This window comes from Pedobacter suwonensis, assembly GCF_044762335.1.
GTDB lineage: Bacteria > Bacteroidota > Bacteroidia > Sphingobacteriales > Sphingobacteriaceae > Pedobacter.
This window is the reverse complement of the sequence record NZ_JBIWEB010000006.1, coordinates 113165-136939: the sequence shown is the minus strand read 5'-3', so window position 1 is coordinate 136939 and position 23775 is coordinate 113165. Positions and strand designations below refer to the sequence as shown.

At 39.6% G+C, this 23775-nt stretch carries 17 protein-coding genes; 8 read left to right on the top strand and 9 right to left on the bottom strand.

Annotated elements, in window-relative coordinates; translation table 11 throughout:
* Positions 1-1056 precede the first annotated feature (1056 nt).
* On the top strand, positions 1057-2913 hold the full coding sequence (locus tag ACIQXP_RS11800) for a DUF4859 domain-containing protein (protein WP_387503882.1): 1857 nt from the start codon (positions 1057-1059) through the stop codon (positions 2911-2913).
* 122 nt (positions 2914-3035) lie between these two features.
* Here the strand turns inward: ACIQXP_RS11800 and ACIQXP_RS11795 are convergent, their stop codons facing one another.
* Positions 3036-4622 carry a family 43 glycosylhydrolase gene (locus ACIQXP_RS11795; RefSeq protein WP_387503881.1) on the bottom strand — a complete coding sequence of 529 codons (1587 nt, stop codon included), beginning with the start codon at positions 4620-4622 and terminating at the stop codon, positions 3036-3038.
* Between the two features lie 41 nt (positions 4623-4663).
* On the opposite strand from ACIQXP_RS11795, the gene ACIQXP_RS11790 reads away from it, so the two are divergent.
* From ACIQXP_RS11790 to ACIQXP_RS11770, 5 genes are all read left to right on the top strand, one after another.
* Positions 4664-7039, top strand: a complete 2376-nt coding sequence (locus ACIQXP_RS11790) for a SusC/RagA family TonB-linked outer membrane protein (protein ID WP_387504511.1) — start codon at positions 4664-4666, stop codon at positions 7037-7039.
* A 90-nt stretch (positions 7040-7129) separates the two neighbouring features.
* Positions 7130-9034: a RagB/SusD family nutrient uptake outer membrane protein gene (locus ACIQXP_RS11785; protein WP_387503880.1), complete on the top strand. Its 1905-nt coding sequence runs from the start codon at positions 7130-7132 to the stop codon at positions 9032-9034.
* Between the two features lie 33 nt (positions 9035-9067).
* Positions 9068-10270, top strand: a complete 1203-nt coding sequence (locus ACIQXP_RS11780; protein ID WP_387503879.1) for a DUF4959 domain-containing protein — start codon at positions 9068-9070, stop codon at positions 10268-10270.
* 70 nt (positions 10271-10340) lie between these two features.
* Entirely contained in the window at positions 10341-11030 is a 690-nt protein-coding gene (locus ACIQXP_RS11775) for a DUF4998 domain-containing protein (protein ID WP_387503878.1), read from the top strand.
* A 415-nt stretch (positions 11031-11445) separates the two neighbouring features.
* Positions 11446-11745, top strand: coding sequence for a hypothetical protein (locus ACIQXP_RS11770; protein WP_387503877.1), 300 nt, complete (start codon positions 11446-11448; stop codon positions 11743-11745).
* A 304-nt stretch (positions 11746-12049) separates the two neighbouring features.
* Here ACIQXP_RS11770 and galB read toward each other — a convergent pair whose 3' ends face one another.
* Positions 12050-14515, bottom strand: coding sequence for a beta-galactosidase GalB (gene galB, locus ACIQXP_RS11765; protein ID WP_387503876.1), 2466 nt, complete (start codon positions 14513-14515; stop codon positions 12050-12052).
* 312 nt (positions 14516-14827) lie between these two features.
* On the opposite strand from galB, the gene ACIQXP_RS11760 reads away from it, so the two are divergent.
* A complete protein-coding gene (locus ACIQXP_RS11760; RefSeq protein ID WP_387503875.1) occupies positions 14828-17500 on the top strand; it encodes a glycoside hydrolase family 78 protein in 2673 nt (890 codons plus the stop codon).
* 158 nt (positions 17501-17658) lie between these two features.
* A complete protein-coding gene (locus ACIQXP_RS11755) occupies positions 17659-18489 on the top strand; it encodes an SGNH/GDSL hydrolase family protein (RefSeq protein ID WP_387503874.1) in 831 nt (276 codons plus the stop codon).
* 347 nt (positions 18490-18836) lie between these two features.
* Here the strand turns inward: ACIQXP_RS11755 and ACIQXP_RS11750 are convergent, their stop codons facing one another.
* From ACIQXP_RS11750 to ACIQXP_RS11720, 7 genes are all read right to left on the bottom strand, one after another.
* Positions 18837-19427: a hypothetical protein gene (locus ACIQXP_RS11750; protein ID WP_387503873.1), complete on the bottom strand. Its 591-nt coding sequence runs from the start codon at positions 19425-19427 to the stop codon at positions 18837-18839.
* 311 nt (positions 19428-19738) lie between these two features.
* Positions 19739-20299, bottom strand: coding sequence for a CopD family protein (locus ACIQXP_RS11745; RefSeq protein WP_293744571.1), 561 nt, complete (start codon positions 20297-20299; stop codon positions 19739-19741).
* Positions 20296-21021: an ATPase gene (locus ACIQXP_RS11740; protein ID WP_293744572.1), complete on the bottom strand. Its 726-nt coding sequence runs from the start codon at positions 21019-21021 to the stop codon at positions 20296-20298. Before ACIQXP_RS11740 ends, ACIQXP_RS11745 begins: the two co-directional genes overlap by 4 nt.
* A 17-nt stretch (positions 21022-21038) precedes the next feature.
* Positions 21039-21272: a hypothetical protein gene (locus ACIQXP_RS11735; protein ID WP_265850734.1), complete on the bottom strand. Its 234-nt coding sequence runs from the start codon at positions 21270-21272 to the stop codon at positions 21039-21041.
* A gap of 45 nt (positions 21273-21317) precedes the next feature.
* The gene (gene hemE / locus ACIQXP_RS11730; protein WP_387503872.1) at positions 21318-22343 is read right to left on the bottom strand and encodes a uroporphyrinogen decarboxylase; all 1026 of its coding nucleotides are present in this window, start codon (positions 22341-22343) and stop codon (positions 21318-21320) included.
* 205 nt (positions 22344-22548) lie between these two features.
* A complete protein-coding gene (locus tag ACIQXP_RS11725) occupies positions 22549-23064 on the bottom strand; it encodes a hypothetical protein (RefSeq protein WP_387503871.1) in 516 nt (171 codons plus the stop codon).
* Positions 23064-23768, bottom strand: coding sequence for a response regulator transcription factor (locus tag ACIQXP_RS11720; protein WP_039477978.1), 705 nt, complete (start codon positions 23766-23768; stop codon positions 23064-23066). The genes ACIQXP_RS11725 and ACIQXP_RS11720 overlap by 1 nt, the downstream gene beginning before the upstream one ends.
* Positions 23769-23775: the final 7 nt, after the last annotated feature.

Below are 23775 nucleotides of genomic sequence, written 5' to 3'. Positions count from 1 at the left end.
TATATCAGTCTGGGGTAATCGAAAGCCATTTCAGTCCGTAGAGTTCCGAACGGCTCTACGGATTTATGATAAAAGGGCGTCTGTGAATTACTTTTATTGGGTTGTAAGTCAATTTTATTCTTGTATCCGGAAAGACGATAGGCTTAACCCTACTTACAGCGCAGGATAAAAAAATTCGGGACAGCCGTTTATTATCTCTTTCACCGGGCTGCTCCTACGCGTTTATAAACCAACCATACCTTGAGATAACTTTCGCTTTACCTTTTATTTAGCTATTGTCAGCCTGCCGGCCTAAAGCGATTCAAATATTTGGTCTGCCCGATCTCTAAAAGGACTATTACTCAACCCACGCAAGTACAAAGCAGTGTGCGAGCAGGTACGAAGCAAGTCTGGCCAGAAGGTGGCATAAACGTGGGGTAAACGTGGTGTAAAGGCGGGCAGGAAATATTTTTTTGGAGGGAATTTGTAATCAGGCGGATTGGTTTGGGTGATCATCCCTTTTTATATATCTAATATACTAAAATTGGTAGAATGGACAAAAAAGAACTTCGTAATTTTGGCACCGGCAACAGCAATGCAATTTGTTAATGTCTGTATGAAGCGTTTCTGAAGGCGCTAAGGATTAATGATAAAAGAGCGTCTGTGATTCGTCTAACTGAAAAAAGATGATTCTGCTATCAATTATGGTAATGCGCTTAGCTTGGTACGGTACCGGTATACAAACAGCTCATTTACGATCATTAAATCGATGTTAAAGAAAATCGTTATTTTCCATTCAACAGGTTTGCTTTCTAAAAACAGAAATAGATATTCTGGCTATTGAAGGTTTACTGATTGATAAAAAAAGGATCGGGCTTTAAGGAGTTGAGCGCACCTGGCTTTATTAAATTTTAGGTTAAAAAAGAAAAGTACCTCAAACTCAAATATGAAAAACAGATGTCAACAGATAATATAGCGACATCAGGTTAAAAATGAGTTATTTATAGGTAAAAACCTGTAATGATAGTTTTAGGGTTCTGGTTAATTTGCTGAATACATCAATTAACTCCTAACCCCATGAACCACTTATCAAAATTAATGCTGAACCGGCGAATAGGTGCAGTACTTTCCTTAATCTTATTGTTAAACTTTACCTCGTGTAAAAAAGCTAAAGTCGCGCCTGATCCTCCGGCAAATGAAACCAGTACGCAGGCCGCTACCGCCCTGCAGATTTACAAACCAACATCCATGCAGAATATGGATTGGAACGCTACCGAAAGCGAATGGTGTTACGCCCGTTCAAAGCAATCCGATCATTTTATATTGTTCTGGGGAAAAGGATATGGTACTAACAATCCTTCCTCCGCAAATGTAGATTCAAAATACCGTGTGGATATTGATGATTTACTGGCTAAGGCCGAATCTTTTTACAACCTAAATGTAAATACATTAAAATTTGCCACCGTTGGAAACGGGACTTCAAAACTGGACAAATACAAAATGATGATCTTTTTATATTATGAAGATGGTTGGCGTGCAACTGGTTCGGGATATGACGATACAATCGGCGCATTATGGGTAAGTCCACAGACCTGCAAACCAGTTGGTTCAACAATCGGGCATGAGATTGGCCATAGTTTCCAATACCAGGTATCCTGTGATTTAGGTACCACTCATGGCTTCAGGTGGGGTTTCGGAGGAAATGGTGCAGGTGGAAATGCCTTTTGGGAACAAACGGCACAATGGCAGGCTTTTACCTCTTACCCCAATGAACTTTTTAGCAGCTGGTTTGATCCTTACCTGGATAATTACCAGAAACACCTCATCCACGAAGATTACCGTTATGCCAATTATATGATCCACCAGTACTGGGCACAAAAAAGAGGTATTGCGGTTATTGGTAAAATATGGCAGGCGTCGCAGACTTATGAAGATCCGATTCAGGTTTATCAGCGTTTATACGGACTTTCTGTGAGCCAGCTCAACGATGAATTATATGATGCTGCATCTAAATTTGTAACCTGGGATATTGATAACATCCGTACGCTTGGCGCAAATAAAATTGGCGCACATCATTATAAAATGAACCTGATGAACGATGGTTCTTTCCAGCCTGACCCAAGCTTTTGCCCGCAAACAACCGGTTACAATGTTATACCCTTAGAGGTGCCTGCAGCGGGTACAATTGTTACCGCGGCATTTCAAGGATTGCCAAACGCTTCGGGATATAATCAGGTAGATGCCAGCATTGCCGGCTGGAGATATGGTTTCGTTGCTTTATCAACAAATGGAACGCGAAGCTACAGCACCATGTTCACAAGTGCCTCCGGAAATGCAACATTTACTATTCCGGTAAATTGCAGCCGCCTTTGGTTTGTGGTAACCGGGGCGCCTAGCCAATACCATCCGCATGCCTGGGATGAAAACAATACCAATGATGAACAATGGCCCTATAAGGTAAAGTTCCAGAACACCAGTTTACCTGGCTACAATAATCAGGCACCTAAAGATGTGGCCTTTACTTACGATCTCGAAGTGAACCGAAGTACTACTTCTTACGATTATGCCACAGCTCAAATTGATATTACTAAACTGGCTACTGCTTTTCAATTACCTAAACAAGATATTACCAGTAAAATTGGCACTGACATTAAATTTTATGCACTTGAACCTAATAACAACTTAAACGCTACCCTAACAGCCAATGGTTTCGGGCAGTGGTTCGATGCCAATGGCTATGTGGTTGGCTACAGTTCAGCTAATTCGCGGGTATTTTGTGAGTTTGATGCACAAAATTTTAAATTCAACGCTGGTCAGTATCCTAACCGTGTTAATACAGGCGATAAGTATACCATGAAACAGGCTTTGGTCTATACGTTAGCTTCAGGCAATAAAGTGACTGCTACCTTTACTGTTAACCTAACTATAAAATAAGGGTTTCGTTCTGACAATCAAAAATGCCCGGATCATGAAGACGATCCGGGCATCTATACCCGTGGTTGGTGTTATAGCAACCACAATCATAATTAAATCAATAGCTCTACATTAATTTTTGACTATCTCTTCCCTACGCCCTCACTCGTCATGATTACTCTTTTAAGCGTTCCATCTTTGTTGTAAAAAATTTCATCTATACAAACCGATCTGTTATTGCTTCCACCTCCAGGTTGCATGGCTCCGTTGTGATAAAAGAAATACCATTTGTTTTTAAATTTAACAATAGCTTGGTGGTTGGTATCACTATTCCCGGCTACTTCATTTAAAATACCCTGATATTTCCATGGCCCCTCCAGGGATTTACTCGTTGCATAAGCAATTTTTTCAGGAAAACCGGTAGCATAAGACAGATAATAGGTTCCCTTTTCCTCGTGTATCCATGGCGCTTCGGTAAAGTTGAAACCTTCAAAATTGATTCTTTTTACAGCGCCATCAATTTCGATCATATTTTCTTTCAATTTGGCGTAATAACACTCACTGTTTCCCCAGAATATCCACCCCTGTCCTTTTTTATCCACAAAAACAGTTGGATCAATACAGGCCCAATAGTTTTTAGAATCATAACAGTCTTTATTCGTCAGCAGCGGTTTTCCGATTGCATCTTTATACGGTCCTTCAGGTCGATCTGAAACGGCAACACCTATGCCCAACGCATTTGTACTGATATACCAATAGTATTTGCCGTTGCGCTTAATCACCTGCCCCGCATAAGCATCGCCACCCTTTGCCCATGAAAAATCAGAAAGCTTAAGCGGAACAGGGTATTGTGTCCAGTTTTTCATATCAGTTGTCGAAAAAACCGACCAATCTTCCATTTTAAAAGTTTTTTGCTTCCCGCCTGCATCATGCCCGGTAAACAGCCATAGTGTTCCCTGATCCACCATCGCTGCAGGATCTGCAGTATATTGGTGCGTGATAATCGGGTTTCCCTCAGCTACGAATTGAAACCGGTCGCCGGGAAGTTTAGGAATAAGCAACTCACCCGGAACACCTTTCCAAATACTGTTTAGGCAGCGGGCTTCCTGACCGCTTAGCCCGATCACACTTCCATGTCTTGGAAAAAAATTCTTGGTGAATGACAATGGCGCATCGCTAAAGTTAAACAGATCGGTACTCTTCTGATATTCATATCTTCCTTTGGTATATAAATCATACATCAATACATAATCCGGAGAATTGTTCAGTTTAAAGATACTTGATCCCTCTACCGGAGTATCTGTTCCGGCGTAAGCATCCAGGTATTTAAAGTCTTCCACCCATGGTCCCTGCAATGATCGGGATGTGGCCTGCTGAATTCCATTTTTTACTTCCTTTCCATCTACCTTGGTATTTCCTTTATAAAAAAAATGGTATATCCCGTCTTTAAAGATAATATCGCCATCAATACCACCAAATTTCGGGCTAAACATTAAAGTTGGCTCCTTTTCAAAGCCGGTGAAGTCTTTGTTAGCATAGGCGCAATAAAAATCAAGCTTTTCATTATCCTCAAACCTGATGGTAAAATATACCAGATATTTCTTAGCAATCGGATCATAAATCGTTTGTGGGGCCCATACCCATTTCACCTTTGAGAAAGTTGCAGGATATTCTTTCGCCAAATCTACCGCTTTATGGCTCCAACGCGTCAAATCAGGGGATTTTAACATTACTATCCCTGTATTTTTAGCCCAGCCATCTAGCAGACAATATTACCTATATGCGCTTGGCTAATGAGGCATTGCTTACCCGATCGCCCCTGGCTAAGCCTACCTACAGCGAAAGTAAAATTAACCATACCATTGCAGGAGACGACCCTTACCTCTATCCAAATAACGACTGGATGGGACAGATGATCAAAAAGAGAACGCTAAACCAAAGTTACAACCTAAATATCAGTGGTGGTAACGCACGTACCAAGTATTATATTTCAGGTACCTATAACCAAGACAATGGTGTGTTAAAAGTAGACCCTATCAATAACTTTAACAGCAATATCAAACTGGCAAACTACTCTATCCGTTCTAACATTAGCCTTAACCTTACCAGCACCACACAATTTAATATCCGCATGTATGGTCAGTTTGACGACTATAATGGGCCGATCGGCGGAGGTCAATTATCATTTAACAATGTACTTTGGGCCAATCCGGTGATGTTTCCTGCCCTTTATCCCAAATCAAAGCTACCATATTCAGACCACCCCTTATTTGGCTCGGGCCGTATTGTAGAGGCAGGCAGTCCAACCTCAACGCTTTACGTAAACCCTTACGCAGAGATGGTGAAAGGATATAACGTATACAAAACATCCAATATACAGCCACAGCTTGAACTCCAGCAAAACCTAAATGCCATTACCCCGGGGCTAAATTTCCGAACCATGGCTTATCTGAGAAGATATTCTTTCTATTCGGCCGACCGGAGTTATAATCCGTTTTACTACGAAGCCATTGTAGACCCCACAACGCTTGATTATAGTCTCAATGTACTGAACAGCGGAACCGGGGTAACTGCGGGGACACCGGGGACAGAATACCTTGGCTTCCAGCAGACCGGAAAAAAGCTGGATTCTCGTTTTTGGCTTGAAGGTGCACTAACTTACAACCGGACCTTTAAAAAACATGCGGTAAGTAGCTCTTTAATATCTTTTATGTCTAATTATGAGGCAGCTGACGCTAACGATCTGACCGCATCTTTACCACAGCGAAATCAAGGTATTTCAGGTCGTTTCTCTTATGGCTTTGATGATCGGTATCTGGCAGAATTTAACTTTGGTTATAATGGTTCAGAACGTTTTGCAAAAAATAACCGGTTTGGCTTTTTCCCTTCTGCAGGTATTGGTTACCGCATTTCTAACGAAAAGTTTTTTAAACCGTTAAGAAGTGTAATTGATCAGCTTAAATTCAGGGCTACCTATGGATTAGTGGGAAATGATCAGATCGGCAACATTGGCGACCGTTTTTTCTACCTGTCTAATGTCAACTTAAATGATGGTGGCTATGGCGCATCATTTGGAACCGGAGACGGAATTCCCTTTTATTACCGTCCGGGCGTTTCCATTTCCAGATATGCCAATAATAACATTACCTGGGAGGTAAGCAGATCTTTAAATATTGGTATGGATTTAACCGCATTTAAAGATCTTAACTTGACCGTAGAGGTATACAAACAGTTTCGTTCACAAATCTTACAACCAAAATCGAGTGTAGAATCCGCTGCCGGCTTTGAAGCTTTACCCTTTGCCAACTTTGGAAAGGCCGAAACTCAGGGGATTGACTTCACCATGGCCTACCAACGTTCTTTTAGCGGAGGTACATGGGTAAATGTGCGTGGAAACTTTACTTATGCAACCAGTAAATTAAAAGTAAGTGATGAAATCCAGTATGCCCCTAACATTGCTTATTTATCACGGGTTAATCACTCGCTTTCGCAAAGCTGGGGTTTAATAGCCGAAAGATTGTTTGCAGATGAGAAAGAGGTAGCCAATTCCCCGCTTCAATACGGAGATAATACGCTGCGTGGGGGAGATATAAAATATAAGGATGTGAATAAAGATGGGATTATCAATGATGATGACATGGTACCCATCGGTTATCCACAACAGCCTGAAATCATCTATGGATTTGGGGTATCCAGCGGATTTAAACGGTTCGACCTCAGTTTCTTTTTCCAGGGTTCTGCCAGGTCTTCATTTTTTATCAATCCAGATAATACGCAGCCATTTTTCATGAATGGTGGTTTTCAAAACAATTTGCTGCAAGCTATAGCAGATAACCATTGGTCAGAAGATAAACAAAATATGTACGCTTTTTGGCCAAGACTAAGTACCAACCGGATTTATTCCAACAACAGACCCTCAACATGGTGGATGCGCAACGGTAATTTTCTACGCTTGAAAAGTGTTGATCTGGGATACAATATACCTGAAATAAAGGCGCTGAGATTAAGAAGTACAAGAATATATTTTTCTGCAACCAACCTGTTCGTTTTCAGCAAATTTAAAATGTGGGATGTGGAAATGGGTGGCAACGGACTAGGCTATCCGGTTCAGTCTGTCTACAGCATTGGCGCACAATTCAACTTTTAAGTAACAACAAGACACTTTCATATGTATAGCATGAAAAAACTATTAAACCAAAATAGGCATATCGGTAAAATTTACCGGGTTATAATGCTCATGAGCATCATAATTGCCATTACATCCTGCAAAAAGTACCTTGATGTAGTACCTGATAACGTTTCTACTATTGATAATGCATTTAAATTAAGATTAGAAGCTGAGAAATATTTGTTTACACTTTATTCCTACCTGCCTAAAAATGGCGACGGCTGGTATAACCCGGGTATGACAGCTGCAGATGAAATCTGGTACCCTCAGAATGACCAGGCGCAATGGCATGCTGCTTTCAGAATTGCGGAAGGACAACAAAACAAGGCAGCACCTTATTTTAACGATTGGACTGGAGCGAATAAAGGTCAGAATGTAACAACAAAGCCAATATGGGGAGGAATAAGGAATTGTAATGTTTTTCTGGAAAACATGGCAGACCAAACCAAAGTGCCCGACATTACACCAGCTGAACGCTCCCGTTGGATTGGAGAAGCACTGTTCCTAAAGGCTTTCTATCACTATTACATGCTACGCATGTATGGACCTATCCCGCTGATTAATACAAATGTACCTGTTGATGCCGACCTTGCAGGAGCTTACGTGAAACGTAAACCCATAGATGAATGCGTGAGCACCATATCCAACTGGTTTGATGAAGCGGCAAAGCTACTGCCAGACCGTATCCAGGATGAAAACACACAAATGGGAAGGGTAACCAAACCTATAGCATTGGCCATGAAGGCAAAGCTATTGATCATGTCCGCAAGTCCCTTATTCAACGGGAACAGCGATTTTGCGAATTTTAGGGATAAAGAGGGCAACATTTTATTCAATCCAAGTTATGATCCTCAAAAATGGATAATAGCCCGCGATGCCGTAAAAGCAGCTATTGATGCCGCCACCAATAATGGCTTTAGGCTTTACAACTATACCAATGATGGATTAGGGCTAAGTGATACCACTAAAACACAACTTAGCATACGTAATGCCATTACCAAAAAATACGGTGTAGAATGTGTATGGGGGAATGCACAATCCTATTTTGTGAACGAATGGTTATGTATGCCACCTACCGAAGATAATGGTGTAAACGGTAGAGGACCTGGTTCAGGTGTTTGGGCGCCGCCAATCAAGATCGCGAAACTATTTTACACTTCAAATGGAGTACCCATAGAAGAAGACAAAACTTTAGATTTCACTAAATACAGTCAATTGAGAACAGCCACAGACAAAGAACGGTTTTACATCAAAAATGGTTTTACAACCGCCCGGCTTAATTTCGACAGGGAGCCACGTTTTTATGCGGACCTGGGATTTGACGGTTCCATCTGGTACATGAAAGACGGTAATGACAGAGGCAATGATGAAAATAATTTTTATGTAAAAGCAAAAAACGGAGATAAGGCGGGCTTTGGTAACGATTTCAGAAATTGGAGCGAAACCGGTTATTTTATTAAGAAACTGGTTAACTGGGAATCTACCACCAACAACAATTCGGTGGTTTGGCGACAATTCCCATGGCCGGAAGTTAGGATGGCCGATCTTTATTTACTCTATGCTGAAGCAGAAAATGAAGTAAATGGAGGCTCAACCTTGGCTATTCAATACCTGGACAGAATAAGAACACGAGCCGGACTTAAAGGCATTGTGGAATCCTGGACCGCATATTCAAGTAATCCTAGAAAATATTCCAGTAAAGAAGGCCTGCGCGCCATCATCCACAGAGAGCGCACAATAGAGATGATGTTCGAAGGGCAGCGTTTCTGGGACCTGCGCCGCTGGAAAGAAGCACCAGAAGAGCTTCAAAAAGACATCACTGGATGGAATATCATTGGTAAAACCGATGCTACATATTATCAGGAACGCTTCATCTTCAGTCAGCGTTTTATCGCGCCAAGAGATTATTTCTGGCCGATTGGCGACTATGATACCCGACGAAACACCAATCTTGTTGAGAACCCAGGCTGGTAATATGAAGAACATGAATAGGTAAATATATTTTATATGAAAAGTAAACTAAAAATTCTGGCATTAATAGCCTGTTCCATCATTCTTTTAGCTTCATGTAAGAAAGGAGAAGAACTGAACACTAATGAACCAGTTGACAATGATCCGACTGCTCCTGCTCAGGTGAGCAATATCAGCGTCGTTAATCAAAACGGAAAAGCAACGATCACTTATACTGTACCTAAAGATCCGAGGTTGCTGATCGTAAAAGCTGTGTACAACTTGTCGTCAGGCAAACAATATGAAGCGCAGACTTCATATTACAACAACTCACTGGAGGTTGCCGGTTTTGCCGATACTGACGAACATGAGGTAAAAGTATATTCTGTCAGCCGTTCAGGCGTATTATCGGAACCCATTATTGTAAAGGTAAAGCCCTTAACTGCACCGATCTGGCAAGCATTTAAAAGTTTAAAAGTACGAGACGCTGCCGGCGGTTACGATATAATGGCGTCTAACCCATCGAAAGGTAATATAAATATCATGGTCATTGGCAAAAATATATATAACGAATACGTTGTGGATTATGATAAAAGTATTTTTACCAATTTAGACAGTGTCTATTCCAAAATTAGGGGTTTAGATACCAATGTTCACCGGTTTGGTTTTTTTGTTCAGGACAGATGGGGGAATAAAACCGATACGATCTATAAGGACATTAAACCGATCTTCGAAGTACAGCTGCAAAAATCCAGATTTCAGGAGTACAAGCTTCCTGGCGACCCGCCAATGTGGGGGGCGGTAAGTAAGGCCTGGGATGGCAGATATGGCTGGGAAGCCTGTTTTACACAACAGGTAGCAGGTGGTAATGGTCCTCATACGGTAACTTTTAGTTTGGGTATATCGGCAAAACTGAGCCGGATCTGGTTGCGTACTTATCCCGAGTCTAATCCACTAAGATATTACTACCTTCAGTCCATGCGCCGCTTTGAAATTTATGGCTCGGATAATCCAAACCCAAATGGTAGTCTCGATCAAAGTTGGGTTCTTTTAGGATCTTATACCATTACCAAGCCATCAGGTCTTCCTTACGGAACTGAAAATGAACTGGATAGACAAACTGCTGAAGCAGGTTTTGATCTACCATGTGATCTTTCTGCACCAAAAGTAAGATATCTCCGGGTACGTTGCCTCGAGAATTGGGTAGGTGGAACAGGTTTGAATATTGACGAGCTAACGGTATATGGTGATACCCGATAAAAATCAGCAATAAACGGATCTGATTTCGGCGCCATGCGCCGGATGTATAATGGAATAAAAATATGATAAAATGGAAAAAAGAAAATTAATAATGATCACAACCATAGCAACGCTGATGCTTGCAATGGTTTCCTGCTCCAAATGGGATGATTTTAAAAAATATACTGCCGATGGAGAAACGATTTATAGTGGCAAGGTCGATTCTTTAAAAATACTGCCAGGAAGACTTCGTGTTCAACTAAAAGGCTTGCTATCAGCAGATGCTAAAATTGAAAAGATCAAAATCACCTGGAATGACAAAAAAGACTCTTTAATTTTTGATATAGCAAAAACAGGAAGACCAGAAGCTATAGAGAAAATTTTTAGTGTGGATGAAGGTGTGAAGAATTTTAATGTGCAGACATTTGACGCCAGTGGTAACGCGTCATTAATCGTTAGCGCGACCGGGACAGTATATGGGCCAAAATATGAAAGTAATCTTTTCAACCGCCCTATTCTAAATGCCGAACTGCTGGATAATGGCAGTGCCAAGATTGATTGGGATACCTTCGATACTTCGACAGGAGCAAAGGGAACATGGATTACCTATACTACGACAGCCGAAAAACGAACTACCGTATTTTCAGAAATTGGTGAAAATTCTCTTACGCTATTAAATTACAAACCAAATACAACCTTCAGCTACAAAACGATGTATTTGCCGGTTCCAACGGTTATAGACACCTTATATTCAGCCGTGGATACAAAACTGGTCCGGTAAAAAGCAGATAAAATTAACGGGCTCTAAATAGCGTCCTCTCAACCGCAGCGGAGAAATCTTCAAACTTTGTTAAAGATTTCTCCCATTTGCGGTGCCTCAGTCGATAATATGGTTTTGAATCTTGCCGATAGCTGATATGCCACTATTTAAACTTGTTGTTACCTTTATTCAAAGAGATGCCTGATTAACCGGCTAGGCTAACTATTACTCCTTTTTCTCTAAGCTACAGCCAGGGTTCTATCCGGCACCGCTTGTCTATTGATCATAACGTTTAGGTTTCAATTTGGATCAACCATATCTCTATAAAAAGCCTTAGTTGCGGCACAAACAGCTTTCTACAGTATGTTATTTTTTGCTAAATTCAACCAAAAATTTGGCTAAGCGCCATTTTCTCTAATTTTAAATCACAAGAGACATGACAAAAAACGTTTTCGCCGTAATGCTATTGGTGACCATATTCGGCTGTAAAAAACCTGGTGATGATGACATTACTGCTTACCGTTGGAAGCGGGATTTGTACCGGGCGCGGGTTCATAGCGAGGGGCCTGCGGTATTTTATTCAAAAGATCCGAATGTTTCCGGGAATCAAGATGCCATCTTTTTAAGCTCGAGTTTTGTGATCTTAACGGAACACCGTAGAAATATACAGCAAGACAGTATCTATAATGCCAGTGGAAGAACACAGATTTATAAGTACGGGAAAGTTGATGACTAATTTTCCGTAATACTTATAGGCTTAGCATAAAGCTTTTCCCTAAATAAAATTATCATCCTGAAGGATGATAATTTTATAAAATCAGTATAAAATGACGGATTTTTTGCCAAATGGTGGGCTATAAAGGTCACCCTTGCAAAAAGACATTCAGCAAATAACCTGTCCCGACCTTTCAGGGAGGCAATATTTACAGCAAGGATCATTAGCTTGCTAAATTGCTTCGTCGTTACTCCTATAATGACGACTTTCTACGGAGTCTGTCAATGGCAACTTGTTTAAAGGGCCTCTTTCAATATTTTAAATGTTATCTGGTTTCAATCGGCAGCACTGCAGCCTTTAAACCTTTAGCAGAAACACTTAGATTTAATTTTCCAGCTTGTTCTGTTGATTGAACGGTGATGACCAGTTTACCTTTAAAGGCCTTCATTTTCGGCAGGTGGAACAATTCCAAACTGGTCGGATCGCCATTGGCCACGGCTTTATATATTCCGTTTCCGGTAACTTTAAAATTAAGACTATTTTCAGCGTCAGGACACACGGTACCGTTGGCATCTACCACGCTTGCGGTAATGTAAGCCAGATCTTTCCCATCTGCCATCAGGTTCTTACGATCTGATTCTAATACAATATGGTGCGGTTTGCCTGCCGTTTTAACGGTTCGTTCGGCAACGGGCTTGCCGTTCCCATCGTAGGCAATTACCTTTAGTTCGCCGGGTTCGTATTTAACATTGTTCCACATCAGCCGGTACCTGCTGGTACTGGTCGCTTTATTTTTGCTTTGCCTGCCCTGGCTCTTATTGTTGATAAACAATTCTGCCGACGGATAATTGGTATATGCAAACACGGGGGTAACCTGCCCTTCACGCCCAGGGAAAGTCCAGTGTGGCACAATATGCAGGGTTGGTTTTTCAGGATTCCATTTGCTGCGGTAAAGGTAAAAACGATCTTTAGGGATACCTGCAAGGTCAATAATCCCAAAATAAGAGCTATGCGACGGCCATTTTTCATCATAAGGCGTAGGTTCGCCTAAATAATCAAAACCTGTCCAAACAAACTCGCCGATTACATACTTCAGTGAATCCTGCATCATAAATTCATCATCCGGAATCTGCGACCAGTTACAATATTCCAGATCGTATGATGAACTTTGATTGTCATCGTACATTTTCATTTTCTGTGGCACAACCGGAAATTTATACACCCCTCTTGAACTCACGGTAGAAGCCGTTTCAGAACCCAAAATCATTTCCTGTGGCAAGCGTTTGTAGGCCTCCCCATACCAAAATGGCTTATAATTAAAGCCCGGGATATCTAATACTGCGGCAAAGTTATTGTCCAGCGCATCTTTAATCCTGTCCATACCTGCTGTTACCGGCCGGGTTGGATCTTCACGGTGGCATATATCCTGTAAAAACTTTAAGATCTTCCCTCCCTCTTTGGTCGATTGATCGGGTACTTCATTTCCGATACTCCACATCACCACAGAAGGATTGTTTCTATTGGCATGGATCATATTTACGATATCTTTTTCGGCCCACTCATCAAAAAGATGGCTGTATCCATTTGAAACCTTAGGTGCTTTCCATTCATCAAAAGATTCGACCATGAGCATAAATCCCATTTCATCACATAACTTTACCAACTCCGGCGCCGGCATGTTATGTGAAGTTCTGATTGCATCGCATCCCATGTCTTTCAATAATACGAGCTGCCTGCGCAAGGCAGAAACATTAATAGCAGCACCAAGTGGCCCTAAATCGTGGTGATTGCAAACGCCTTTAAATTTGCGATAAACACCGTTTAGCGAAAACCCTTTTTCCGCTTCGTATTTAATGGAACGGATGCCAAAAGTAGTGGTGTATTCATCTTTTAAACTGTTTCCGGCATATAATTTTGTTACGGCAGCATACAGATTTGGTGTTTCAGGCGACCATAATTCAGGGTTTATTACCACTAAATCCTGCTCAAACTCATTCAAATCTTCTGTTGTTAAATTCTTCCTCGCTGTTGCTACCGTTTCACCTTTTGTATTAACGATCGTAGTTTGCAGGCTCAAACCATTATAGTTTCCACTTAATGAATTAACCTGAGTTCGTATTTTTACACGGGCAAAATCTTTGTTGATTACCGGCGTGGTAATATAAGTGCCCCAAACCGGAATACTTACCTCGTCTGTAATGATAACATGCACATTGCGATAGAGACCTGCACCCGGATACCAGCGGGAGGCTTCCGGCAAATTCTCCAAGCTGATGGCGAGTACGTTTTTACCAACCCTCATTTTGTCGGTTATATCTATTGAAAAAGAATTATAGCCATATGCCCAGTGTCCGACAGCCTCCCCATTTAAAAATACCTTTGGATAGCTCATGGCGCCATCAATTAATATTACTGCTTTTTTGCCTTTTGTAAAAGCGGGAGCAACAAACGTATTGCGATACCAGGCTTTGCCAACAAAAGGCAAGCCACCCGTTCTTCCTGTTTTTAATGATGCAGTTTGCTCGCCATTTTGTACAATCTGTACATTCTGACTGTCATTATTCCCATCAAAAGGACCTTTGATGGCCCAATCATGTGGAATACGTACCGTTTCCCATTTGCTGTCATCAAAAGCGGGATTTACAGATTCAGGAAAATCACCCTTGCTAAATTTCCAGTTTTTTTCCAGCAGGTATTCTGTCCTGCCCTGTCCTCGAACTGTTCCACAAAATAGTGCAGCTAATAATAAAATGGATAAACCCCGATACAACGATATTTTAATTGCATTCATCCTCAAATCTAAATGTTAAAACAGTGCTCAACAACTTAGGGAATGAACAGGTTAAAATAAGCCAACAAATGGTTTAATTTTAACTGGTTTACTTGCAAAACCTTGGCCCATTTCAGATAATCATCATTAAAATTTTACAGTAAGCGAAATGTTAAATAGAACTTGGTTTGAGCTATAATTAGCGATATTGAGAAGCAAAAAGCATGTGCAAACAGTTAAGGACAGTTGGACCGCTAATTTTAATTATTTTGGACCCGGACAAATAGCAAACTATTTTATCCCGATGTTATTTTTTATTTCCCAATACTCAATATGAGCGTAATCAAACCAAATTTATTAAACTACTTCTTGCTCTTTATACTGCTTTTTTCAGGCGCTCAGTCGGCAAAGGCAAATGGAATCATTAAGTTAAAATGCGAGCATTTAATTAATCCGATTGGCGTTGATAACCCTAATCCCCGGTTATCATGGCTAATGGACGATAACCGTAAAGGTGCATTACAAAAGGCTTATCGGATTATTGTTGGTACAGATTCGTTACAGCTTAAAGGTAACGTGAATATACAGTGGGATACAGAAAAAGTAAATTCAAGTAATAGTTTAATTACCTACAAGGGCAGGGCGTTAATGCCGTTTACCAAATATTTCTGGAAAGTAGATGTTTTGGATCAGCATGATAAGCTCATCTCATCAAAAATCGCAAGTTTTGAAATGGGGATGATGGGTGCTGAAAATTGGAAAGGAACCTGGATTAGCGATGGAAATGATATAAATACCCGTCCGGCACCATATTTTAGAAATGTTTTCGAATCTGCCAGGCGGGTAAAATCTGCACGGGCCTACATTGTAGCAGCAGGCTTGTATGAACTCTATCTCAATGGCAAAAAGGTTGGCAATCATCGCCTGGACCCTATGTACACGCGTTTCGACAGAAGAAATTTATATGTTACCTATGATGTAACATCCAACATGCGGCAAGGCAAAAACGCCATTGGTGTTATTTTGGGAAACGGTTGGTATAACCACCAGGCCATGGCGGTTTGGAATTTTGATCAGGCACCCTGGCGGGCCAGGCCTGCATTTTGTTTCGATTTAAGAATTACCTATACTGATGGTACGACCGAAACCATAACTTCCGGGAGTACTTGGAAAACCAGTTTAGGGCCAATCACTTCTAATAATATTTATACTGCCGAACATTATGACGCAAGATTGGAGCAAGAAGGGTGGAATAAAGTTGATTTCGATGATACAAAATGGCATGGAATCAACCTGAGGGCAGCCCCATCGAAAAATATTGTTGCCCAAACGATGCATCCCATCCGTAATGTGGAGGAAATAAAAGCCAAAAGCCTGCGGAAGTTTAATGACACCCTTTATCTCTACAATTTGGGGAGGAACATTGCTGGCGTAAGTAAGATAAGGGTTTCAGGTAAAAAAGGAACGGTAATTAAACTTAAACATGCAGAACGCTTATCTGCAAACGGCCGGGCAGATTTATCCAACATTGATGTTTACTATCGTCCGAAAGATGATACCGATCCCTTCCAAACCGATATTTTTATACTAAAGGGAAATGGCGAAGAAGAATTTATGCCATTGTTTAACTATAAAGGGTTTCAATACGTAGAAATTACATCAAGTGAGCCCATTAGATTAGAAAAAAAGAGCTTGGTGGCTTATTTTATGCATAGCGATGTCCCCGCTATTGGGAAAATAGCATCTTCAAATCCACTGATTGATAAAATTTGGTGGGCAACAAATAATTCCTATTTATCGAATTTATTTGGCCTCCCAACGGATTGTCCACAAAGGGAAAAAAACGGATGGACCGGAGATGGGCACTTCGCTGTAGAAACAGGCCTGTATAATTTCGATGCTTTAACCATTTACGAAAAATGGTTAGGCGATCACCGTGATGAACAACAACCAAATGGCGTTTTGCCAGATATTATCCCAACCAGCGGATGGGGCTATGGTACAGCTAATGGAACCGACTGGACCAGCACAATTGCCATCATTCCGTGGAATATTTATATGTTTTACGGTGACACAAAAGCATTGGCCGATAATTATAGCAACATCAAACAATATGTTGATTATGTAAACAGCATTAGCAAAGATGGTTTGACAACTTTTGGCAGAGGAGATTGGGTTCCTGTAAAATCTGCTTCAAATTTAGAATATACCTCATCCATTTATTTTTATGTTGATGCTGATATTTTAGCTAAAACCGCTAAGTTATTTGATAAGCAAAACGACTATCTGGTTTATAGCGCTTTAGCCAATAAAATTAAAAAAGCGATTAACAACAAGTATTTCGATGCGGAAAAGATTAGCTATGGTTCAGGCGTGCAAACCGAGTTGAGCATGGCTTTGCAATGGAATATTGTAGAAGATCAATATCGGTTGAAGTTGGCCGAAAATCTTGCGAAACGTGTTGCGGCAGACGGCATGCATATTGACGTTGGAGTGCTGGGTGCAAAAGCAGTTTTGAATGCCTTAAGCGATAACGGACAGGCCGAAACGGCGTACAAACTGGCTGCACAAGATACGTTTCCGGGTTGGGGCTGGTGGATTGCAAATGGTGCTACAACGCTTCACGAAAATTGGAATATAAAGGCCCCCAGGGATATTTCTGACAACCACATGATGTTTGGCGAAATTGGCGGATGGTTTTTTAAAGGAATAGGCGGAATAAAAATTGATGAGCAGCAACCTGGTTTTAAAAACATTTTACTGCAACCCCACTTTGTAGCCGGTTTAACGCATTTTACAGCAAGCCACGAAAGTCCGTACGGTACCATTTTATCCTCATGGAAAAGATATGCGAAAGGCGTAAAATATGATGTAAAAATCCCTGCCAATGCAACTGCCAGGATAACTATTCCGGAAATAGCCGGGAAGAAAGTTTACCTAAACGGAAAAGTAATTAATAATAAACTTGATATGCCTGCCGGCAGGTATGTTTTTGATATCAGATAACCAATAAAGCTCTTTATATTAGCATCGTATAAAGTCCCGTCATTATAAGCTGGAATGACGAAAAAATTTTACCATGATCGTTCGGTTATCTTCATGCCCTGCAATACGATCCTTTAAGCGGTAGATTAATCAGTTTGACACTTACAGATAGCCCTTCAATGAAAAAAATACTTTTTACACTTGGCCTCTTTTTTATTTCATTTTTATTTGATAGCAACAAGACTAATTGGGTCGCCATTGGCGATTCTATTACTTACCTGAACGATCACCTCGAAGAAACCGGAAACCGCGTACATAAAGGTTATCTCAGCAGGGTGACGGATGAATTGAAATGGCTAAATTACATTAACAAGGGTTATAATGGTTGGACAGCAGGGGCAGTAGCAGAAAAGATTGAGAGCCTAAATATCCCTAAAGCGGAGATTTATACCATATTTTTGGGAACCAACGACTGGTGGGCCGGCCGACCGGTTGGGCAGATTGGAGATTATAAGTACAACAAAGGAAATGATACATTCTATGGTTCAATGGCGATCATTATAAACAAAATCAAAAAATTAAGTCCTAATGCCGAAATCATACTCATAACGCCGATGCAACGCGCAGATTTTGTTTATATCGCAGATAAAAACAATAACGCTTATGGTTCTTATAAGCCAAAATCAGGGCAGCTGCTAAAAGATTTTGCCGATGCCGTAGTTAAAATCGGCGCGTGTAATAACTTTAAGGTAATCAATTTATATCGCGATAAAACGCTCAAACTGGAGAAACTCGTAAAATTTAAAAGACTGAGGATTCCAGGTTCAGATGCCTACAAAAATTATCCGTTGAAATCATCGTTCAATATACCTTTTAATGCCCAAAAAGATGATTATCCATATCCTCCGGAAGCGATTCAAATGACATACGACGGTCTGCATCCATCTGACAGCGGCAATCAGGTTATTGCCAACAGATTGATTAAAGTATTGAGGGCAATAAAACGATAAATATTATCGGAAAACCATTTCTGCATCATTTGATAAAAATACCCCAAATCATCTGAGCAGACCATCGGGATAAATAATCATTGGGATGGTTAACATTTTTGCGAGCTATCAGCTTCCGCTGTAGAAAATCTGAAGGCACTGTGAAGCAAAAAATCTTAAACCAGGTTCAATAACGCAGTTCAACGCGCTATCCATTTTGCTGCGCTACAGTCGAGCTGAGGATTTTTTTTAGAATCTGTCGATGGTCCGGTATCGCAATATCTTTCGGATTAATTGTAATCCGATGTTTTAATAAAAAAACCACCTATAATTTCCGCTATAGATGGTTGGCTTGAATTAAAACTAAATTATTTGGTTAGCGCTATTGTCTTATCCTGTTCTGCTTCTATCAGTTGGCTATAAAACTTCCAGTCGATACTGGGGTTTTTCATGGCTGCAACTGATATCGTTTTCATTTTATCATTCTGATTTGCAGTATACATTTTCTTTAAATCTCTCAAGGTTGTTTTGATTCCGCGCAGAATTGCAAAAAACCTGCGATCATAGAAAACGATGTTATTTTTGTTTCTTTTGCTAGACCTATATTCATCATTGGAAGCATCGCTATAGGCTTTCTGGAGTTTATCAAGAACTTTTAGTCTTTCGCTGATATTTTTCAATGACTCTTCAGACAGATCCATGTCCTTAATGCCAATAATTTCTTTTTGATCAGTTAAAACCGTAACACCGTCAATCTCTATTTCGTTTTTACCATCTCTGGAAAACAAATAAACCGAAGCCGGTAAATCATCGATATCAACCGAATCCAATTTTATTAAATTTTTGTTGAAGTTTGTACGGGCAGCAGATAATAAATCGGCAGACAGTGGTTTAACAATTTGGGCTTTGGCACTGGTTATTAAAGTTGATAACACTATGATTTTTAGAGCGTTGTTCATAAAAACAAAGATACTCTTAATTATTTTTTAAAGTTTACTTAACAAAAATTGAGTCTTTGATATTTATCAACAAAGTGCTTTTAAATGGCCGTTAAGCATTTTTTAGAGAGCAAAAAAAATGCAAATATCAATTAAATGTGTATTATTTATACTGCTTTTTACAGAATTTTTGCAATAATAGCCATACGTTCACCTTGATTTTTGATTCGATCTTTGATACCATAACACTTCAGCTCCAGCGACACTAATCACGTATCCGCCAGGTTAATTAACATGAAATATTGCTGAACTATTAACTTCGTAGTAAAAGATTATTCGCCACGTTTTTTGCGGTAGTTTTTGTAGAGCTTAACGGCAATCATGATCGCCATCGCCACGCCCATAATGCCGATTAAACCATAAATCCAGTTAATGGCACTTTTAAGGATTACCACAAATACAATGGCAATCATAAAAATAGTGGCCAGCTCACGCCATAATCTTAACTGAAAGCTAGTTAGCTTGTATTGATTATTTTTAAGCTGTTTAACAATATTTTGGCAGATGAAATGATAGATGAGTAAGCCAACCACAAAGCCAAGCTTAACCCACATCCAATCGGCTTGAAGTAAGCCTGAGTTTAAAGTCAGCATGGAGGCACCCGCCAAAACCGAAATAATCATGGCCGGGGTAGCAATGATTTTCCATAAAGTAGCTTCCATTTTAACAAACTGTTTTTGGAGGATACTTTTTTCAGGTTCCGGTTTGTCGTTTGCTTCCGTATGGTAGATAAAAAGACTTAAAATATAGAATAATCCAGCCATCCAGCTGATTACAAATACAATATGCACAGCAAGGAAATAATGGTAATATGGCAGTAGGGTTTCTATCATTTTTTGATCTTATCCAAAATATACTTATCAATCCAGTTTGGAATATTGCTAAGTTGCAAATCTAAGGTACCATCACAAATTTCACCAACATAATCCTGCGTTTCAGAATTATCCCAAAGATATGTTTGATCAACCTTTTTAATCATCTCGATTAATAAATCCATTGTTAAAAAGTAGCGATTCTCAATTTTATCCTGGTTAACCAAATGTCCTCCTTTTAAAACCCTGTCCTTTACTCGCTCAATATTCATTTTCGGGGTTTCTGTACCTATAAAATAAAGATAAACCTTATAATTATTTTGATGAGCAAAATCAATAAGATCTAATTTTGAAGGATGAGAAAATACGGTTTCAAAACTAAAGGATTTTTTGCTTTTGATTAAAGAGTATCGTATAAAATCAGCGATAATGGCAAAATGATAAGAATTGTAAATTACTGGTCCTAATGTGCTTCTAACAATTACATTTTCTTTTACTACCAGATTCCAACTGGCAGCATCAAAACCAGCTTTTACAAAAAGTCCACTTTGAAAGCAAAATGATTCAAAATCAGTATTAGTAATGTTAATTTCGAAATCAGATAAGTTTATAAAGTTTTTCCTTTTAAAATCTTCTTCCAGCAAATCTGCATTGATAAATATTCTTGTTGAGAAATAACTTGATTTAATAGAATCAAATAAAGTTGTTTTACCTGAGCCGTTTGGTCCTGCAAAAATTCTCAATTTAGACTTCCGAGGCATTAAAAAAGCTTAATTCTTTTTTCAGAAACTTTTCTTCTTTTAAAATTACCTTCAGCTATTTTAACTGTTTCTCCGTTATTAAATGTCCTGTAGATCCCGTCGGCTTTTACTTCGGTTCTACCCAAATTTAAAGCATCAACAACTCTTAATACATCTTCCATTTTCTTATTAACCGCCTTAATTAATTGCTTAATTGGCAATTCATCCTCGTCTTCTAATAATTTAACAGTCATAATATTTGAGTTATAAAGCTAATATACGAAAATCAAATGATTTGATTAATACCTAAACTCCTTTACTACCTCAATTGCATACTTCACATGATCAAAAGGAATATCGGGCATAATACCATGACCCAAGTTAAAGATAAAACCTTCCGTACCGCGCATGCGTTCAAATAATTTATGGATCTGTGCTTTAATTACTGCTTTATCGGCATATAAAATATGTGGATCTAAATTCCCCTGAACGGCAATACCAGCTGGCAAAGCATTTTTAATATTCAATAAATCAGCATTCCAGTCAACCGAAATTACATCTGGTTTAGCTTCGGCCATAATCGGAGCAAAAACCGAACTTCCTTTGCAGAAAGAAATTACCGGAATATCTTGTCTGTTCAAATTGGCAATAATTTCCTGAATATACCGGTGTGAAAACTCCTGATAATCGTTCCATGATAAAGCCAGTGCCCAGCTATCAAAAATCTGAACGGCATTAACACCGGCTGCAATCTGAAGATTCAGGTAATCGGCCGTTACTTTAGCAATTTTAGCCAAAAGTTTATGTGCCAGTTCTGGTTGGTTATGGATAAATAGTTTGGTTAATTTAAAATCTTTGGAAGAACCTCCCTCAATTAAATAACTCATTACCGTAAAAGGTGCACCGGCAAAGCCAATTAAAGGAATACTTCCAGCTAAACGTTGTTGGATCATCTTAATTGCATCGGCAACATACTGCAGTTTATCTAAACAATCAATATTTAGGTTTTCAACGTCCTGGGCCGTCCGCACAGGATTTGCAAACTTTGGACCAACACCTTGAGTAAAACTTAAATCGCCACCCATTGCCTCTCCGGTTACCAAAATATCAGAGAATAAAATAGCTGCATCGATATCCAATAAATCAACAGGTAACATCGTTACATCTGCTGCAATTTCGGGGGTTTTACACATCTCTAAAAAAGAGTATTTGTTTTTAATTTCCCAATATTGTGGCATAAAACGACCTGCCTGACGCATCATCCATACTGGTGGGCGTTCGGTTTGTTTTGAAAATGCTGCGTCTAAAAATAAATTATTCTTCATGATTTGTATTTGGTATCTCACTTATCGTCACCCTGAATCCATTTCAGGGCCTAACCTACAAGAGATGCTGAACTGAATTCAGCATGACGATTTGCTAAGGGACGAAAGTCTAAATTTAATTTTGCAAAGGTATAAATAAAAAAAAAACGAAGTACCTTTTTATCCCTAAACCGGTGCTTCGTTATTCAAAATGACAATATTAGTATTATAACTTACCTATTTCTTTTTCAATTTTAACAATAATATCCTTCGAACGTTGGGTCTCAGCAAGTTCTTTAGCCTTTTTGGTATAGGCTTCTGCTCTTTCCCTATCTTTTTTGCGCAATGCGAGATTAGCCAGGTGGATCAGTACATACGATTTTTCATTCTTACCTCCTACCGGAAAACGGCTTGCCAGTTGAAAGTGATATTCGGCCTTATCAAAGTTTTCTTCCTTCAACGCCATATTTCCCTGCATAAATTCGTAGTAACCCCTGCGGCTTTTGGCCAAACGTTCGGGTTGTGTAACCTCGGCAAGCAAGGCTTTAGCCTTCCCAAAATCATTGTTTTTGAAATGTTTCGAAGCCATTAAAACCGAACCATGCTTAAAATGGCTCCAGATTACAAAACACATAAATAATGCCGAAAGCGCTGCCAACTGGTATTGCTGGTAAAAAACACAAACCAATCCGGCAAGCAGGAAAACGGCCATTAAAGCATATCTGCCCTTATTATTGTACATTAATGACTATCGGTAAATTTGTAACCTACGCCACGAATGGAATGGAAATAAACCGGATTTTTCTGATCTGGCTCGAAATATTTACGGAACGTTAAAATAAAGTTATCAATAGTTCTGGTTGATGGATAAACATCATAATTCCAAACGGTTTCTAAAATCTGCTCTCTCGAAACTGCATCATTTTTACGTTCAATAAGCAATTTTAACAACATGGTTTCCTTCTTGGTTAGGGGTGTGATGGTACCATCATCATGTTTCAGCTCGAAAGAGTTAAAATAAATGGTTTTATCACCAATTTTGTAAGAATTCAATTCTTTCAGATCATCAGATTTTAAACTGCGTTTAACCAGAATACCAACACGAAGAATCAATTCTTCCAGGTTGAATGGTTTAACCAAATAATCATCAGCACCTTTTTTCAAACCGAGAACACGGTCTTCAGAAGTGTTCTTCGCAGTTAAAAACATGATTGGAACCTCTGCATTCTCTAAACGTATGGTTTCACAAACCTGAAAACCATCCATTTCAGGTAACATTACATCCAAAACAATTAGATTAAAGCGTTCTTCTTTAAAAACTTTAAGAGCGGTTTTGCCATCTTTAACGGCATGAACTTTATAACCCTCCAGTTCGAGGTTTAATTTGATAGCATCTAACAAGTGATCCTCGTCCTCTACCAATAGAATTCTTAATTTTTGTGACATAATTGAG